Source organism: Kitasatospora sp. NPDC059327 (assembly GCF_042752535.1).
Lineage (GTDB): Bacteria > Actinomycetota > Actinomycetes > Streptomycetales > Streptomycetaceae > Kitasatospora.
The window spans coordinates 91,833-109,088 of the sequence record NZ_JBHYYB010000013.1; the positions used below are offsets into that span (position 1 = coordinate 91,833).

Here is a 17,256-nt window from a genome sequence, read left to right on the forward strand (position 1 = left end):
ATTCACCGCTCCCTGCGTGCCGGCACCGGGGCCGGGCGCGCTGTGGTTCGTCGTCGTGGCAGCACCCGGGCCAGTCGTCTCCTGACCCGGGAGTTCTTGCTCCGGGCGGCCAGGGCCGCCTTCGCGCCCGAGGTGCTGCGTGCGAGGCACAGCAGCACACCGATCGCGGACATGGCCGACAGCATGGCGGAACCGCCGTAGGAGAACAGCGGGAGCGGGACGCCCGCGATGGGCAGCAGTCCCAGCGCCGACCCCAGATTGATCACGGCCTGCGCCATGATCCAGGTGGTGGCGGCTCCCGCGGCGTACCTGACGAAGGGGTCCTTCGTGCCGATGGCCACACGGATACCCGCGTAGCCTAGTGCCGCGAAGAGACCGATCACCGACAGCGTCCCCACCAGGCCCAGTTCCTCGCCCGTCGTGGCGAAGATGAAGTCGGTGTGCGCCTCCGGCAGCTGGCCCCATTTCTCGACGCCGGCGCCGAGACCGGAACCGAACATGCCGCCGAGCCCGAACGAGTAGACACCGTGCAGGGCCTGGAAGCAGGCACCGGCCGGATCGAGTTTGGTCACGCCGATGCAGGAGAGCCGTTCGGCCCGGTGCGGGACGGTGACCACCAGGGCGGTGCAGACCACGACGGCGACGCCGAGGGTGGCGACGAACAGCCGCATCGGGGCGCCGACCATCCAGAGCAGGCCGAAGAGCATGGCGACCAGGATCATCGAGGTGCCCATGTCCCCGCCGAGCATGATCAGCGCGAGTAGCAGCAAGGCGCCCGGCACCAGCGGGACCAGCAGGTGCTTCCACTGGTCGAGGGTGCCGTTGCGCTGCTTGCGGGCCAGCAGGTCGGCGGCCCAGAGCACCAGGGCGAGCTTGGCGAACTCGGACGGCTGGAACTGGAAGAACCCCAGGTCCAGCCAGTTCCGGTTGCCGTTGACCTCCACCCCGACGCCGGGGATCGCGACCAGCGCGAGCGCGCCGATCACGCCGAACATCACGGGGTAGACGATCACCCGCAGCACCGCGACCGGGACCAGGGCGAAGCCGACCAGCAACGAGAAGCCGAGCAGCACCGCGACCAGCTGCTTGAAGAAGTAGAACTGGGTCGAGCGGTGCTGCCCCAGCGCCAGGATCTGCGAGGCCGAGAAGACCATCATCAGGCCGAGCACCACCAGCAGCAGGGTCGCGCCGATGATCAGCAGATAGGGCGTCAGCGGTCGGTCCAGGGTGTACCGCAGACGGGCCCGGAAGGCCCGCAGACGGGCCACCGGGCCGGCCGACTTGTAGGCGGTCGTGGTGGCCGAGATCACCCGCCACGGATCGGCGGGGCCCTTTTCCGGTACACCGGAACCGCCCACCCTGCCCTGCCCCGCCACCACACGCTCCCTCTCTCCTGTGGCTCGCCTCGCCCGTGTGCGGGTGGCGTGGCCCGACGGCCGTCGCCGTGCGCCGCCTCAGCTGTCCGCGAGCTCCCGGACCCGCGCGGCGAAGAGGTCGCCGCGCTCCCCGTAGTTGGTGAACATGTCCATCGAGGCGCAGGCCGGTGCCAGCAGCACCGTGTCACCCGATCGGGCGAGCGAGGCGGCCGTGCGGACCACCTCGGCCATCGCCACCGCGCCAGTCTGGCCCTCGGCCGCCTCGATCACCGGGACATCCGGCGCGTGTCGCGCCAGCGCCTCCCTGATCACCGCGCGGTCCTCGCCGATCAGCACCACCGCGCGCAGCCGCTCGGCCGCGCCCCGGACCAGGTCGTCGAACGCGGCGCCCTTGGCCAGGCCGCCGGCGATCCAGACCACCGGCCGGTACGCGGCCAACGAGGCCGCGGCGGCATGGGTGTTGGTGGCCTTGGAGTCGTCGATGTAGGTGACTCCGCCGACCACGGCGACCTCGGCGATCCGGTGGGCGTCCGGGCGGAAGGCCCGCAGCCCCTCCCGGACGGCCGCGGCGTCCACCCCGTAGGCCCGGGCGAGGGCGGCGGCGGCGAGGGCGTTGGCGATGTTGTGCGGGGCCGGCGGGTCGACGTCCGCGACAGAGCCGAGCTCGGCGGCGTTCTTGGTCCGGTCCGGCACGAAGGCGCGGTCCACCAGCAGGCCGTCGACGAGGCCGAAGTTCGACGGGCCGGGCGAGCCCAGGCCGAAGCCGATCGCCCGGCAGCCCTCCTCGACGTCGGCCTCGCGGACCAGCGCCTCGGTGGCCGGGTCGGCCAGGTTGTACACGCAGGCGACGACGTTGCCCTGGTAGATCCGGCCCTTGTCGGAGGCGTACGCCTCCATCGAGCCGTGCCAGTCGAGGTGGTCGGGCGCCAGGTTGAGCACGGCCGCCGCGTACGGGCGCAGCGAGGGCGCCCAGTGCAGCTGGTAGCTGGAGAGCTCGACGGCGAGCACGTCGTACGGCTCCTCGGCGAGCACCGCGTCCAGCACCGAGACCCCGACGTTGCCGACGGCGGCGGTGCGCCGGCCGGCGGCGGTGAGGATCGAGGCGAGCATCTGGACGGTGGTGGTCTTGCCGTTGGTGCCGGTGACGGCCAGCCAGGGGGCCGGCTCGCCGGTGGCCGCCAGCGGCCGGCGCAGGCGCCAGGCCAGTTCGACGTCGCCCCAGACCTCGACGCCGGCCTGCTCGGCGGCGGCGAACAGCGGGCTGCCGGGCGGCCAGCCCGGCGAGGTGACGACCAGCCGGGTGCCCTCGGGCAGGCTGTCGCCGTCGCCGAGGCGGACGGTGACGCCCCGCGCCCGCAGCTCGGCGGCGCGGGCCTCCAGGCCCGGGCCGGAGCCGCCGTCCACGACGGTGACCGGCGCGCCGAGGTCGTGCAGGACGCGGGCGGCGCTGATGCCGGAGACGCCGAGGCCGGCGACGGTGACCGGCAGGGAGGTCCAGTCGGGTCCGGTCATCCGGTCACCCATCCCGCGTAGAAGAGGCCGAGGCCGACCGCCACGCAGAGGCCCTGGATGATCCAGAACCGGACCACGATCAGGACTTCGGTCCAGCCCTTGAGTTCGAAGTGGTGCTGCAACGGAGCCATCTTGAAGACGCGCTTGCCGGTCATCCGGAAGGAGCCGACCTGGATGATCACCGAGAGGGTGATGATCACGTAGAGGCCGCCGAGCAGCGCGAGCAGCAGCTCGGTGCGCGAGCAGATCGCCAGACCGGCCAGGGCGCCGCCGAGGGCGAGCGAGCCGGTGTCACCCATGAAGATCTTGGCGGGCGAGGTGTTCCACCAGAGGAAGCCGAAGCAGGAGCCCATCAGGGCGGCGGCGACCACCGCGAGGTCCAGCGGGTCGCGGACGTCGTAGCAGTTGGAGGTGGCCGAGATCGCGTAGGCGCAGCTCTGGCCGTACTCCCAGACGCCGATGAAGGTGTAGGCGCCGAAGACCATCACCGAGGCGCCGGTGGCCAGGCCGTCCAGACCGTCCGTCAGGTTCACGCCGTTCGACATCGCGGCGATCATGAAGTACGCGAAGATGACGAACAGCACCGGGCCGATGGACCAGCCGAAGTCCCGGACGAAGGACAGGTGTTGGGAGGCCGGGGAGAGCCCGCGGTCATCACTGAACTGCAGGGCCAGGATCGCGAACGCGAGGCCCACGAACGACTGGCCGAAGAGCTTGGCCTTGGCCCGCAGACCGAGCGAACGGCGCTTCACGACCTTGATGTAGTCGTCCAGGAAGCCGACCAGGCCCAGGCCCACGGTCAGGAAGAGCACCAGCAGACCGGAGGCGGTCGGGGACTCGCCCGTTATCGCCTTGGTCGCGAAGTACGCGATGAGCGTCGCCAGGATGAAGGCGATGCCGCCCATGGTGGGCGTGCCCTTCTTGCTGTGGTGCGCCTTGGGGCCGTCGTCGCGGATGTACTGGCCGTAGCCGCGCTTGGCGAGCAGCTTGATCAGGGCCGGGGTCCCGAGCAACGAGAGGACGAGGCCGATCATGCCGGAGAAGAGGATCTGCTTCATTACTCGGCCGCACCGTCCGCGAGCAGTGCCTCGGCCACCTTCTCCAGCCCCACCGAACGGGAAGCCTTCACCAGGACCACATCCCCCGGCCGAAGCTGACTGCGCAGCAGTTCGACCGCCGCGTCCGCGTCGGACACCAGCACCGACTCCTCACCCCACGAACCTTCGTTCCTCGCGCCCAGTTCCATGCAGGCCGCCTCGCGTCCGCCGACCGCCACCAGCTTGGTGACGTCCAGTCGTACCGCGAGCCGCCCGATGGCGTCGTGCTCGGCCAGGCTCTCCTCGCCGAGCTCCCGCATCTCGCCGAGCACCGCCCAGGTTCGACGGCGCTCCGGGCCGCGTCCTCCGATCGAGACCAGCGCCCGCAGCGCGGCCCGCATCGAGTCGGGGTTCGCGTTGTAGGCGTCGTTCACGACGGTGACACCATCGGCCCGGTCGAGGACCTCCATGCGCCAGCGGGACAGCGCACCCGCCTCGCTCAGCGCTTCGGCGGTGTCATCGACGGACATCCCGAGCTCCACCGCCACCGCTGCGGCGGCGAGGGCGTTCGAGACGTGGTGCTCACCGTACAGGCGCAGCTGCACGGGTGCGGAACCGGCCGGGGTGGTCAGCGTGAACGATGGCCGTCCGGTGGAGTCGAGGCGAACATCCTGTGCGCGGACGTGCGCCTCCCGGGACTCCCCGAAGTACACCACCCGGGCCTTGGTGCGGGAGGCCATCGCCCGGACCAGCGGGTCGTCGAGGTTGAGGATCGCCACGCCGTCCGCCGGCAGTGCCTCGACCAGTTCGCCCTTCGCCTCGGCGATCGCCTCCTGGGAGCCGAACTCGCCGACGTGCGCGGTGCCGACGTTCAGCACCAGGCCGATCCGGGGCGGGGTGATCGAGGTGAGGTACTCGATGTCGCCCTTGTGCCGGGCGCCCATCTCCATCACCAGGTGCCGGGTGCCGGCCTCGACCCGCAGGGCGGTCATCGGGTGCCCGATCTCGTTGTTGAGCGAGCCGGGCGGGTAGACGGTCTCGCCGAGCCGCTGGAGCAGCTGGGCGATCAGGTCCTTGGTGCTGGTCTTGCCGGCCGAGCCGGTCAGCGCGACCACGGTGGTGGACTCGGCGCGGGCCACCACGGTCCGGGCCAGCTTGCCGAGCGCGTCCACCACGCTGTCGACCAGGACGGCGGGCACCCCGAGCGGGCGGGAGGCCAGCACCGCGACGGCGCCGGCGGCCACCGCCCGCTCGGCGTAGTCGTGGCCGTCCACGTGCTCACCGGCGAAGGCCGCGAACAGGCAGCCGGGGCGCACCTTGCGGGAGTCGACCTCGACCGGGCCGGTGACCGGGGTCGCGGGGTCGGCGCCGTCCAGGGTGCCTCCGACGGCCGCGGCCACCTCGGCGAGGGTCAGTGCGATCACGGCTGCTCCACTCCTCCGGCACCCCGGGCGGCCGTGGTCCGCGCGATCGAGTCCCGCAGCACCTCCCGGTCGTCGAAGGGGCGGATCTCGTCTCGTACGTACTGGCCGAGTTCATGGCCCTTGCCGGCCACCAGCACGGTGTCACCGGCCTGGGCGCGGGCCACCGCGAGGTGGACCGCCTCGGCCCGGTCGGGCACGACCAGGACGGCGCCGCGCTCGGCCTCGGGCACCGAGGCGGCGCCCGTCAGCATGGTGGCGAGGATCGCCAACGGGTCCTCGCTGCGGGGGTTGTCACTGGTCAGCAGGGCGGTGTCGGCGAGCTCGGCGGCGATGGCGCCCATCGGGGCGCGCTTGTGCGGGTCGCGGTCCCCACCGCACCCGACCACCACGTGCAGCCGGCCCTTGGTGACCTCGCGCAGCGAGGCCAGGACCGCGCGCAGGGCGTCCGGCTTGTGGGCGTAGTCGACCACCGCGACGAACGGCTGTCCGGCGTCCACCCGCTCCAGCCGGCCCGGTACGCCGGGCACCGCCGCGACCCCGGCGACGACCTGCTCCAGCGGCAGTCCGGCGGTCACCAGCAGGGTGATCGCGGCCAGCGCGTTGGCGACGTTGAACGGTCCCGGCAGCGGGACGGACGCGTCGGCCTCGGCGCCGTCGGGGCCGAGCACCCGGAAGGTCGACCCGATCGGGCCGAGCTGGACGTCCACCGCCCGCCAGTGCGCCTCGGGCGCGCCGGTGGCGGAGAAGGAGGTGACCGGGATCTTCGCCTCGGCGATCAGCCGGCGCCCGTAGGCGTCGTCCAGGTTGGCCACGCCCAGGCGCGACTTGCCGGGCTGGAAGAGCCGGGCCTTCGCCTGGAAGTAGTCCTCCATGTCCGGGTGGAAGTCGAGGTGCTCGGGCGTGAGGTTGTTGAACAGCGCGACGTCGTAGGCCACCCCGTCGGTACGGCCGAAGACCAGCGCGTGGCTGGAGACCTCCATGGTCACCGCGTCCGCGCCGCGCTCGCCCATCACGCCGAGGATCGCGTGCAGGTCGGTGGCCTCGGGGGTGGTGCGCTCGCTCTTGATCCGCTCGTCGCCGACCCGCATCTCGACGGTGCCGATCACCCCGGGGCTGCGCCCGGCGCCGCGCAGGCCGCCCTCGACCAGGTAGGAGGTGGTGGTCTTGCCGTTGGTGCCGGTCAGCCCGATCATCAGCAGCCGGTCGGCGGGCCGGCCGTAGACCGCGGCGGCCAGTTCGCCCATCCGGGCCCGCGGCCGGTCGACCACCAGCAGCGGCAGGCCGGTGCCGGCCGCCAGTTCGGCGCCGGCCGGGTCGGTGAGCAGCGCCACCGCGCCCGCCGCGGCCGCCTGGGCCGCGAAGGCGGCGCCGTGGTGGTTGGCGCCCGGGAAGGCCACGTAGACATCGCCCGGGCGCACCGCGCGGGAGTCGTGGGTGACGCCGGTGACCGGGCCCCCCTCGACCGGCGCGAGGCCGAGCAGTCGGGCCAGCTCGGCGAGCGGCTGGGCCTGCGCCCGGACGGGGCGAGGCGGGCTCACGGTGATTTGATCGGGTTTCGGCACGGCGGGAAGGCTATCCGCCGAAGGGTGTCCAGGGCCAAACCGGCCCCGCGCCGTGCCGTGGTCCCACCCGGCCCGCTGCTTGCTCATGGTCGATCACGGCTTCCACTCGACGGGCAGGTTGGGTGCCTCGCTGCCGCTCGGCGGCACCTGCAGGGTCTTCAGGGTGAACTCCATCACCTGCTTGAACACCGGCCCGCAGAGCTGGCCGCCGAAGTGGCCGTTGACCGGGTCCTGGATCACGCAGGAGACGGTGACCCGGGGGGCGTCGGCGGGCGCGAACCCGATGAACGAGGCGGTGTAGCCGCGGTAGCCGCCGGTCTTCGGGTCCACCCGGTTGGCGGTGCCGGTCTTGCCGGCCACCCGGTAGCCCGGGATCGCGGCCTTGCCGCCGGTCCCCTGCTCGTCCGAGACGACCGACTCCAGCATCTCGGTGAGCGTCCTGGCGGTCTGCTCGCCGACCACCCGGGACCGCGCGCCGGGCTCGGCCGGGGTGAAGCGCCCGTCCGGGGCGGTGGTGCCCTGCACCACGCTGGGGGCCACCCGCACCCCGCCGTTCGCGATGGTGGAGAAGACCGAGGTCGCCTGCAGGGCGTTCACCGACAGGCCCTGGCCGAACGGGATGGTGTACTGCTTCGACGCCTTCCAGTCCTCCGGCTTGTCCAGGATGCCGGGGGTCTCGCCGGGGAAGCCGAGGCCGGTGGACTGCCCGATGCCGAACCTGCGCAGGTAGTCGTTGAGCACCTTGTTGGCCTCCGGCTGGGTCGCCCCGAGCGTCTGGGCGGCCTCGATGGTGCCGATGTTCGAGGACTTGGCGAGCACCCCGGCCAGCGTCAGGTACCAGGTGTCGTGCGGGATGTCGTCCTTGAACGCCACATCGCCGCGGACCAGCGGGTACGGCACGGTGACCTTGGTGTCCCAGGTGGCCTTGCCGGTGTCCAGCACGGCCGCCATGGTCATCAGCTTGGCGGTGGAGCCGGGCTCGTAGGCGTCCTGCAGGGCCGGGTTGCCGAGCTGGGAGGACCTGGCCGTGCTCAGGTCGTTGGGGTTGAAGCCGGGCGAGGTGGCCATCGCCAGCACCTGGCCGTTCCTCACGTCCTGGACGATGACGTAGCCCTTCTCCGCCCCGGCGTTGGCGACCTGGTCGGTGATGGCGCGCTGGGCGGCCCACTGGATGTCCCGGTTGATGGTCAGCCGCAGGTCGGTGCCGGGTACCGCCGGGTCCAGCGAGCCCCCGGCGGTGGGCACCAGCCGGCCGCCCGCCTGGGCGTAGCTGCTGTGGCCCTCCTTGCCGGCCAGTTGCTTCTGGTACTGCTGCTCCAGGCCGCCCGCGCCCTCGCCCTCGGCGTTGACGAACCCGACCAGGTTGGCGGCCAGCCCGTCCGACGGGTAGACGCGCTTCTGGGTGTCCCGGTTGAAGACGCCGGCCAGCGGGTTGACGCACTCGTTGTCCACCCTGGTCCGGCCCCCCTCCTCCACGGACTTGTTCAGCAGGCGCTTCTGCGCCTGGCAGGTCTTGGAGTTCGCCTGCTTCTCCAGGCCCGACTTGAGGTCGCTGATCTGGTTCTTGACGTCCGGGCTCTGCTGGGCGGCGAGCCGCTTGTAGCGGGTCTTGGGGGTGTGCAGGTCCGCCGCGAGCTTCTCCTTGGACTGGCCGAGGATCGGTGCCAGCAGCGCGGCCGCCTGCTCGGGGGCGTCCGGGACGCCGGCCGCCGCCGGGGTGAACATGGCCGGGTCGGCGGTGATGTCGTACGCGTCGACGGTGGTGGCCAGTGCCACGCCGTCGGCGGACGTTATCGAGCCGCGCTCGGCGGTGATCGGGATGCTCAGGTAGCGGTTGGTGTTGGCGTCGGCGGCCAGCGCGTCCGAGTCCAGCAGCTGGAGCTGGACGAGGCGGCCGGCGAAGACCGAGAACACCAGGGAGAGCGCCACCGTGACCACCCGCAGCCGGCGGCGCGGGTCGGCCAGCCGGATCGCCCTGGACTGCGGGCGCTGCGGCGGGCGGGACTTCGGCCGCGGCCGGACGGGCGAGCGGCCGTCCGGGCGGCGCTGCTGCGGGGGCCGGGCCGGGCGGGCGGCCGCCTTCGGGTCCCGGGCCCTGGCCGGCTGCGGCTTCGGGGGCTGGGCCTTGGGGGCCTGCGCCTTGGCGGGCGGGGGTTTCGGGGGCTGCTTGGACCGGGCGGGCTGCGGCTTGGCGGGCTGCGCCTTCGCCGGTTGGGCCTTGCCGGCCTGGCCGCGCGGGGTCGGCCGCGGTGCGGCGCCCTTGGCGACGGGCCGGCGGCCACCGGCGCCGCCGGTCCCGCCGGTGGGCTGTCGGGGCTCGCTCATGCGCCCACCTCGCTACGCGCGCTCATGCGCCCCCCAATGACTCGCTCGGCGAGCGCCTCGCACGACGCGCACCCTCTGACGACTCGTTCGCCGTGCTCGCTCATCGGCCCGCGCCTCCGGTCGCGGCCGGCGAACCGGCGGGAGCGGGGGCGGCCGGAGCGGCCGGGTTGATCTGGACGGTGGTGTCACCGCCGGGCGCGGGCGCCGCCGGGGCACTCGGCTGAGCGCTCGGCGACGGCTGCCGGCCGGGCCACGGTTCGGCGGTGGACCGTTTCACCGGGGGGCTGTCCTGGGCCGGACCGGGCGTGCCGAGCACCTTGCCGCCGTTCGGGACGTCCAGGAAGGCCATCCCCCCGGCGGGCACCATGCCCAGCTCGGCGGCGCGGCGCGCGAGCGCGTCCGGCGCGGAGTTCTGGTCGATCTGGTGCTGCAGGCCCTGCTGCTCGTCGGTGAGCACGGTGGTCTGCCGCTGCAGCTTGGACAGCTCGAACGAACCCTCGTTCAGCGCGGTGTTCAGCGCCAGCAGCCCGAGCAGTCCGGCCGCGAGCAGGACCACGACCAGGACCGCGAACGGCGTCCTCCCCCGTACCGGGCGCCGACCGGGCCGGACCGTGATCCGCGCCCTGCCGCCCTGCCCGGGGAGCACCGTGCTCCCCGCCCCGCCTCCGGCCACCGGCCCCACGCTGTTCCTCCACCCTTCGGACCCCGCCCCGTGAACCTGGTCAGCCCCGGGTGCTTCGGTCCCTGATCCTCTCCGCCACCCGCAGCCGCACGGGCGCGGCGCGCCGGTTCTCCTCGATCTCCTCCTCGGTGGCCAGCTCGGCACCGCGGGTGATCAGCTTCAGCCAGGGCTGGTGCTCCTCCGGGACGAACGGCAGCCCGGGCGGGGCGGTGGTGGTCGCGCCGGCCGCGAGGTACTGCTTGACCAGGCGGTCCTCCAGCGACTGGTAGGACATCACGACGATCCGCCCGCCGAGTGCCAGGGCGTCCAGCGCGCCCGGGATCGCCCGGTCCAGCACCTCCAGCTCGCCGTTGACCTCGATCCGCAGCGCCTGGAAGGTGCGCTTGGCCGGGTTCCCGCCGGTGCGGCGGGTGGCGGCCGGAATGGCGTTGCGCACCAGATCGACCAGACGCGCGCTGGTGGTGAACGGTTCCTTCTCCCGCTCGCGCAGGATCACCGAGGCGATCTTCCCGGCGAACCGCTCCTCGCCGTACACCTTGAGGATCCGGGCCAGCTGCCCGTGGCTGTAGGTGTTCAGCACCTCGGCCGCGCTCAGGCCCCGGGTCTGGTCCATCCGCATGTCCAGCGGGGCGTCCTGGGAGTAGGCGAAGCCGCGCTCGGCCTCGTCCAGCTGCATCGAGGAGACGCCGAGGTCGAACAGGACGCCCTGCACCCGGGGGATGTCCAGGCGCTCCAGCACCTCGGGGATCTCGTCGTAGACGGCGTGCACCAGGGTGGCCCGGTCGCCGAACGGGGCCAGCCGCTCGGCGGAGAGCTTCAGGGCGGCCGGGTCACGGTCCACCGCGACCAGCCGGACGTCCGGGAACTGGGTGAGCAGGGCCTCGCTGTGCCCGCCGAGCCCCAGCGTGGCGTCCACCACCACCGCGCCGGGCCGCGAGATCACCGGGGCCAGCGCGTCCATGCACCGCTGCAGCATCACGGGGACGTGCTTGGGGGCCGGATCGTTGGTGCTCATGCGCGGTGGCGCCCTTCTTCGGTGCGGAGCAGCCCGACGTCCGGGAGCTCCGACCATTTTGGCCCACTGTGTGCCGGAGTCGGCGCCTGGGGCGCCGGGTGGCGGCCGCCGGTGGCCGGGACGCGGCCCGTGGTCCCCGCCCGCCCAGGGGGAAGATCGTGACCGCCCGGCGCCGGGGAAGGTGCGCCAGGTGGCACGGAGCGGGTGGAGGCCACCGGCCGCGTCGGCCGCCGCACCGGCCGGAATCGCCCGGTTGACGGGGCCCGGCGGGTGTGCTCCACTGCGCCGCAAACTCTATCGCGGACACCCCGTCAGTCAATGGTCCGCTCCGGCGCACCACCCGGGCGGCGGTATGGATCACCGCAGGTCGCGGCCGTCCGGCGGGCCGTGGGGGCACCGCTCGGGGCTCGTCCGCCCTGGCCGCGCGCCCCGGCCGGGACGAGGGGGGACAAACCGGCCCGGACCACCCCGCCGGCCGCGCCCCGTCCCCCACCCGGTTGTGGATATGCGCTCGGTCACAGCCGGCCGCTCTGTAGCCCTCGACCCCACCACGGACGGCCAAATCGCACTAACGTCTTCAGCATGACAGTGACCCCCGACCGGCCCACGCCGACAGCCGCTGCCGACACCACCGGATCGAACATCATCGACCGCTTCGTGGCGGCCAACCGCGAGTACGCGGTGACCTTCCGCGACGGCGGCATGGACGCCCGCCCCGTCCAGCACATCGCCGTGGTGGCGTGCATGGACGCCCGACTCGACCTGTTCGCCGCGCTCGGCCTCGAACTCGGCGACGCCCACGTCATCCGCAACGCCGGGGGTGTCGTCACGGACGACACCATCCGCTCGCTCACCATCAGCCAGCGCGCCCTGGGCACCCGCTCGGTGGCGCTGATCCACCACACCGGCTGCGGTCTGCTCGGCCTCACCGAGGACTTCCGGCGCGAGCTGGAGCTGGAGGTCGGCCAGCGGCCGCAGTGGGCGGTCGAGTCCTTCGTCGACCTCGACAGCGACGTCCGCCAGTCCATGCAGCGGGTCCGCACCTCCCCGTTCCTGCTGCACACCGACGACGTCCGGGGCTTCGTCTTCGACGTCCACACCGGGCTGCTCCGCGAGATCGCCTGACCCACCCCGCCCCCACCGGCCGCCGCCGGCCCGGCCAACGTCGTCCGGGCCCCGACCGGCGCTCCCGCCCCCGGGCGGGAGCCCTGCCCCCAGCGCTTCCCGGGCGCTTTCGGCCGGGTGGTGACTTCTGGCCACCGCCCGGGGGAGAATGCGCCTGCCGGTCGGACCCCGAACCACCTGGGGCGGCCAGCCGCAGGCCCCACCAGGGCACCGGCTCCCGCTACGGAACCGCTCCCGGAGGAGTCGCGTCCAGCATGGGGTGGGGGCCCGCCTCGGGGTGAGGCGGGCGCAGTGTGCCAGGGAGCGTACGGGTGACGAGCTACAACGATCAGGCCGGTCTCGAAGGTCGCGCGGGGGGCGACCAGGAGGCGCGGGGATACCACCCGGTCGGCCTGCCCGAGCTCGCCGCCGTGGTGGACCGCGTCCGGGCCAACATCGAGAGCGTGATCGAGGGCAAGCCGGAGGTCGTCCGGATCGCGCTGACGGTCATGCTCGCCGAGGGTCACCTGCTGCTGGAGGACGTGCCCGGCGTCGGCAAGACCATGCTGGCCAAGGCGCTGGCCCGGTCCGTCGACTGCACGGTGCGACGCATCCAGTTCACTCCGGACCTGCTGCCCTCCGACGTCACCGGCACCAACATCTTCGACCAGCACGAGCGCGACTTCGAGTTCCGACCGGGCGCGATCTTCGCCCAGATCGTGGTCGGCGACGAGATCAACCGGGCCTCGCCGAAGACCCAGTCCGCGCTGCTGGAGTCGATGGAGGAGCGTCAGGTCACCATCGACGGCACCAGCTACGAACTCCCCTCGCCGTTCATGGTGGTCGCCACCCAGAACCCGGTCGAGATGGAGGGCACCTACCCCCTCCCGGAGGCCCAGCGGGACCGCTTCATGGCCCGGATCTCGATCGGCTACCCGAGCCCCGAGGCCGAGTTCGCGATGCTCGACGTGCACGGCGGAGCCAGCCCGCTGGAGGACCTCCAGCCGGTCGCGCACGCCGCCGACATCCTCAAGCTGATCGACCTGGTGCGCACCGTGCACATCGCCGACCCGGTCCGCCGCTACGCCGTCGACCTGGTCGGCGCCACCCGTGCCAGCCACGAACTGCGCCTGGGCGCCTCGCCGCGGGCCACCCTGCACCTGGTCCGGGCCGCCCGCGCCGCCGCCGCGCTGGACGGCCGCGACTACGTCACCCCGGACGACATCCAGCGCCTGGCCGTCCCGGTGCTCGCCCACCGCCTGATGCCGACCGCCGAGACCCAGCTGAGCCGCCGCACCGCCGAGCAGATCGTGGCCGACCTGGTCGCCCGGCTGCCGCTGCCACGCCCGCAGGGCCAGGCCGGCCCGGCGCTGCGGAGGGGCTGAGGTGGGACCGTCCGACGCACCGTCGGGCCTGCGCGCCGGCCTGAACGGCCTCACCACCCGGGGCCGCTCCTTCCTCGCCGCCGGGGCCACCTCGGTGGTCTGCGCCTACCTGCTCGACCAGGACGCGCTGCTGCGGGTCGGCGTCCTGCTGGCGGCGCTGCCGCTGGCCGCCGCGCTGCTGCTGGCCAACACCCGCTACCGGGTGGCCAGCGGACGCCGGCTCAGCCCGCGCCGGGCCGTGGCCGGCCACGAGGCCCGGGTCCACCTGCGGGTGGACAACGTCTCCCGGGTGCCCACCGGCCTGCTGCTGCTGGAGGACAAGGTCCCGTACGTGCTCGGGCCGCGCCCGCGGTTCGTGCTGGACCGGGTCGAGGCGCACGGGCACCGCGAGGTCTCCTACCGGGTCCGGTCCGACCTGCGCGGCCGCTACCCGCTCGGCCCGCTCCAGCTGCGCCTCTCCGACCCGTTCGGGATGTGCGAGGTGAACCGTTCCTTCACCGCCTCCGACGTGCTCACCGTCGTACCGCAGGTGCAGCAGCTGCCGCAGGTGCGGCTCAGCGGCGAGTGGGTCGGCCAGGGCGAGAGCCGCAGCCGCACCCTGGCACTGGCCGGTGACGACGACGTCATCCTGCGCGAGTACCGGCACGGCGACGACCTGCGCCGGGTGCACTGGAAGTCCACCGCCCGCTACGGCGAGCTGATGGTCCGCCGCGAGGAGCAGCCGAAGAAGGCCCGGGCCACCGTCCTGCTGGACACCCGCGAGACGGGCCACCGGGGCAGCGGCCCGGCCTCCTCCTTCGAATGGGCGGTCAGCTGCGCCGCCTCGGTCGCCGCGCACCTGCTGGAGCGCGGCTACCAGACCCGGCTGCTCACCGACACCGGTCACTGCGTGCCCGGCCCCGACGCCGGCGGCGGCAACACCGTCGCCGACGCCTCCGGCCTGATCCTGGACGCGCTCGCGGTGGTCGACCTCTCCGACGGTGGCGGGCTCTCCCGCGCCGAGGAGCCCCTGCGCAACTCCGGCGAGGGCCTGCTGGTCGCCGTCCTCGGCGAGCTGGACGAGGCCCAGACCGCCCGGCTGGCCCGGTTGCGGCGCCGTACCGGCGGCGCCGTGGTCTTCCTGCTGGACACCGGCACCTGGTCCGGTCTGCGGATGCTCGCGCCGGAGACCGGCGGGGACGAGTTCCGCGCCCGGGTGCGACAGCTGCGCGAGGCCGGCTGGACCGTCCTGCCGGTCCGCGCCGGGGACTCCGCGCCGGACCTCTGGCAGGCCGCCGACCGGACCGAGTCGCCCTCCCCCTACCGAGATGAGGCCGGCGCGTGACCACCCGGGCCAAACTGACCGCGTACTCGGCGCTGGCCACCGCCCTGGCCTCGCTCTGCCTGACCCCGCTGCTGACCACCAAGGGCTGGATCACCCACGCCTACCTGGTGATCGCCGTGGTCGCGGCGGCCGGCGCGGGCCTGCGCCGGACCCCGTTCTACCGCTGGACGGTGCCGCTCGGACAGCTCCTCGTCCTGTTCGTCCTGCTGCTGATCGGCTTCGCCGGCTCCACCGCCCTGTGGGGCGGCCTGCTGCCCGGCCCCCAGTCGGTGCACACCCTCGCCCAGGTCCTCGGCCGCGGGCTGGACGACATCCGGGAGTACGCCATCCCCGCGCCGCCCGACCCGGGCCTGCGGCTGATCCTGGTCGGCTCCGTCGGTCTGATCGCCATCACGGTGGACACCGTCGCGGTCACCTACCGGCGTTCCGCGCTGGCCGGGCTGCCGCTGCTGGCGCTCTACTCGGTCGGCAACGGGCTGGCCGGCGACGGCGGCAGCTGGGTCTGGTTCGGGCTCGCCGCGGCCGGCTACCTGGTCCTGCTCTTCGCCGAGGGACAGGACCGGGTCTCCCGCTGGGGCCGGGTCTTCCGCGGTACCTCGCGCCAGGGCGTGAGCTCCGGCACGCTCAGCCAGGGCGGCCAACGGATCGGCGTCCTGGCGCTCGCGCTGGCCCTGCTGGTGCCGGCCTTCCTGCCGCGCTGGGAGGGCGGCCTGCTCCACACCGGCCGGACCGGTGGCGCGGCCGCCGGCGGCGCGGGCGGTGTCACCACCCTCGATCCGCTGGTCACCCTGGAGGCGGCCCTGGCCACCCCCAGCAACGTCGAGCTGCTCACCTACCGGATGGACAGCAGCCTCGCGGACACCGCGTACCTGCGCACCGGCTCGTTGGACCAGTTCGACGGCACCGCGTGGAAGCTCAGCAACCCCGCGGTGAGCGAACTCAAGGGCACCTTCGCCCCGCCCGAGGGCCTGGCGAACGTCGACGTCCCCACCCAGACGGGCGACTTCCAGGTCACCGACAAACTGGAGTCGGGCTGGCTGCCCATGCCCTACCCGGCCTCCGGCGTCAGCGTCCCCGACCCCGGCGCCTGGCGGGTGGACGCCCTCACCGGCACCGTGCTCCCGGCCCGGGACAAGGCGATCAAGAACCTGCGCTACAAGGCCACCGCCTACGACGTCCGGCCCACCGCGGCCGAGCTGCGCCGCGCGGCCGCGGCACCGACCAAGCTCGCCGACCACTACACCGAGCTGCCCAAGGACCTGCCCCCGGTGGTCCGGGAGAAGGCCCAGGAGGTCACCAGGAACGCGGCCACCCCGTACGACCGGGCGCTCGCGCTGCAGGACTGGTTCACCAGCTCCGAGTTCAGCTACAACACCAAGATCAAGGCCGGCACCGGCAGCACCGCGATCGCGGACTTCCTGCGCGACCGCAAGGGCTTCTGCGTGCACTTCGCCTCCACCATGGCGGCGATGTCGCGCACCCTGGGCATCCCGTCCCGGGTCGCGGTCGGCTTCACCCCGGGCGACGCCAAGGGCGGCGACCGCTACTCGGTCAACGGGCTGATGTACCACGCCTGGCCCGAGCTCTACTTCCAGGGCTTCGGCTGGCTGCGCTTCGAGCCCACCCCGAGCCGCGGCGTGCAGCCCTCCTACACCGAGCCGGTCGCCGCGCCCACCGCCGCCCCGACCCAGCAGCCGACCGCCGCCGCGCAGAGCACCGCGCCGGTCGCGGCGCCCTCCAGCAGCAGCGACTGCGACCCCAAGCTGCGCCGAATGGGTGAGTGCGGGGACAAGGACAAGGCCTCGGCCGGGGCCCGGCAGGACTCCTGGCTGCTGTCCTGGCAGGTGCTGACCACCCTGGCCGCGGTGCTCGTGGTGCTCGCCCTGCTGCTCACCCCGATGCTCTGGCGGGGGCTGCTGCGCCGCCGCCGGCTCGGTACCGGCGGGCGCCGCCGGCCCGGCGGGGAGGGCCCGGGCGGGCCGACCGACACCCAGGTGCTGGCCGCCTGGGAGGAGCTGGTCGACTCCGCCTGGGACCTCGGCATCCCGCCCGACGAGTCGCGCACCCCGCGCGCCGCCGCCCGCCGGATCTCCGAGGCCGCCGAACTCGACGAGGCCTCGGCGGCCGCCGCCGGGCGGGTGGCCCTCGCCACCGAACGGGTGCTCTACGCCCGCTCCGCCGAGGTGTCCGCACCGCTGGCGGCGGACGTCCGGACCGCCCGCAACGGCCTGCGGGCCGGCGCCGGCCGCCTCGGCCGGACGAAGGCGGTACTGCTGCCGCCGTCCTCGGCCAAGCTCTGGTGGCGGCTCTCGGAGACGGTCCTGGCCGCCCGGGTCACGACCCGCGGCCGGATCTCCCGGGCGGCCGGGCCGCTGCGCCGGGGCCGGGACCGGCTGCTCCGCCGCGGGAGTGGAGACGGCGAGGCGTCCTGAGACCGGACGCGCACGGAACGCCGACACGGGGCGCACACGAAACGCGAGGGCGGGCAGTCGGATCGACTGCCCGCCCTC

General features: G+C 73.7%; 12 protein-coding genes. 4 read left to right on the forward strand and 8 right to left on the reverse strand.

Translation table 11 applies throughout. The features are described 5' to 3' along the window. Positions 1-2 precede the first annotated feature (2 nt). From ftsW to rsmH, 8 genes are all read right to left on the reverse strand, one after another. Complete coding sequence (gene ftsW / locus ACFXHB_RS11080) at positions 3-1,310, reverse strand: putative lipid II flippase FtsW (RefSeq protein ID WP_380573658.1); 1,308 nt, start codon at positions 1,308-1,310, stop codon at positions 3-5. Positions 1,311-1,454: 144 nt separating this feature from the next. Next, a complete protein-coding gene (gene murD, locus ACFXHB_RS11085; RefSeq protein ID WP_380573660.1) occupies positions 1,455-2,888 on the reverse strand; it encodes a UDP-N-acetylmuramoyl-L-alanine--D-glutamate ligase in 1,434 nt (477 codons plus the stop codon). After that, positions 2,885-3,946 (reverse strand): phospho-N-acetylmuramoyl-pentapeptide-transferase, encoded by a 1,062-nt coding sequence (gene mraY, locus ACFXHB_RS11090; RefSeq protein ID WP_380573661.1) that lies wholly within the window; start codon positions 3,944-3,946, stop codon positions 2,885-2,887. Before mraY ends, murD begins: the two co-directional genes overlap by 4 nt. After that, the gene (gene murF, locus ACFXHB_RS11095) at positions 3,946-5,349 is read right to left on the reverse strand and encodes a UDP-N-acetylmuramoyl-tripeptide--D-alanyl-D-alanine ligase (protein WP_380573662.1); all 1,404 of its coding nucleotides are present in this window, start codon (positions 5,347-5,349) and stop codon (positions 3,946-3,948) included. Before murF ends, mraY begins: the two co-directional genes overlap by 1 nt. Next, the gene (locus ACFXHB_RS11100; RefSeq protein ID WP_380573663.1) at positions 5,346-6,998 is read right to left on the reverse strand and encodes a UDP-N-acetylmuramoyl-L-alanyl-D-glutamate--2,6-diaminopimelate ligase; all 1,653 of its coding nucleotides are present in this window, start codon (positions 6,996-6,998) and stop codon (positions 5,346-5,348) included. The genes murF and ACFXHB_RS11100 overlap by 4 nt, the downstream gene beginning before the upstream one ends. Positions 6,999-7,004: 6 nt before the next feature. Next, complete coding sequence (locus ACFXHB_RS11105; protein WP_380573664.1) at positions 7,005-9,236, reverse strand: penicillin-binding transpeptidase domain-containing protein; 2,232 nt, start codon at positions 9,234-9,236, stop codon at positions 7,005-7,007. Positions 9,237-9,336: 100 nt separating this feature from the next. After that, complete coding sequence (locus ACFXHB_RS11110; protein ID WP_380573665.1) at positions 9,337-9,909, reverse strand: cell division protein FtsL; 573 nt, start codon at positions 9,907-9,909, stop codon at positions 9,337-9,339. A 49-nt stretch (positions 9,910-9,958) separates the two neighbouring features. Continuing rightward, positions 9,959-10,933 (reverse strand): 16S rRNA (cytosine(1402)-N(4))-methyltransferase RsmH, encoded by a 975-nt coding sequence (rsmH, locus tag ACFXHB_RS11115; protein WP_380573666.1) that lies wholly within the window; start codon positions 10,931-10,933, stop codon positions 9,959-9,961. A 582-nt stretch (positions 10,934-11,515) separates the two neighbouring features. On the opposite strand from rsmH, the gene ACFXHB_RS11120 reads away from it, so the two are divergent. The 4 genes from ACFXHB_RS11120 to ACFXHB_RS11135 all read left to right on the forward strand — a co-directional run bounded on the left by ACFXHB_RS11120 (position 11,516) and on the right by ACFXHB_RS11135 (position 17,178). Next, positions 11,516-12,058 carry a beta-class carbonic anhydrase gene (locus tag ACFXHB_RS11120; RefSeq protein WP_380573667.1) on the forward strand — a complete coding sequence of 181 codons (543 nt, stop codon included), beginning with the start codon at positions 11,516-11,518 and terminating at the stop codon, positions 12,056-12,058. A gap of 311 nt (positions 12,059-12,369) precedes the next feature. Beyond that, complete coding sequence (locus ACFXHB_RS11125; protein ID WP_380573669.1) at positions 12,370-13,422, forward strand: AAA family ATPase; 1,053 nt, start codon at positions 12,370-12,372, stop codon at positions 13,420-13,422. A gap of 1 nt (position 13,423) precedes the next feature. Next, on the forward strand, positions 13,424-14,746 hold the full coding sequence (locus tag ACFXHB_RS11130) for a DUF58 domain-containing protein (RefSeq protein WP_380573671.1): 1,323 nt from the start codon (positions 13,424-13,426) through the stop codon (positions 14,744-14,746). Beyond that, complete coding sequence (locus ACFXHB_RS11135) at positions 14,743-17,178, forward strand: transglutaminaseTgpA domain-containing protein (RefSeq protein ID WP_380573672.1); 2,436 nt, start codon at positions 14,743-14,745, stop codon at positions 17,176-17,178. Before ACFXHB_RS11130 ends, ACFXHB_RS11135 begins: the two co-directional genes overlap by 4 nt. Positions 17,179-17,256 lie beyond the last annotated feature (78 nt).

Excerpts from the sequence above, each read along its gene's own strand:
- murD (WP_380573660.1), bottom strand. The coding sequence starts at position 2,888 with ATGACCGGACCCGACTGGACCTCCCTGCCGGTCACCGTCGCCGGCCTC.
- mraY (WP_380573661.1), bottom strand. The coding sequence starts at position 3,946 with ATGAAGCAGATCCTCTTCTCCGGCATGATCGGCCTCGTCCTCTCGTTG.
- ACFXHB_RS11100 (WP_380573663.1), bottom strand. The coding sequence starts at position 6,998 with ATGAGCAAGCAGCGGGCCGGGTGGGACCACGGCACGGCGCGGGGCCGG.
- ACFXHB_RS11105 (WP_380573664.1), bottom strand. The coding sequence starts at position 9,236 with ATGAGCGAGCCCCGACAGCCCACCGGCGGGACCGGCGGCGCCGGTGGC.
- rsmH (WP_380573666.1), bottom strand. The coding sequence starts at position 10,933 with ATGAGCACCAACGATCCGGCCCCCAAGCACGTCCCCGTGATGCTGCAG.
- ACFXHB_RS11120 (WP_380573667.1), top strand. The coding sequence starts at position 11,516 with ATGACAGTGACCCCCGACCGGCCCACGCCGACAGCCGCTGCCGACACC.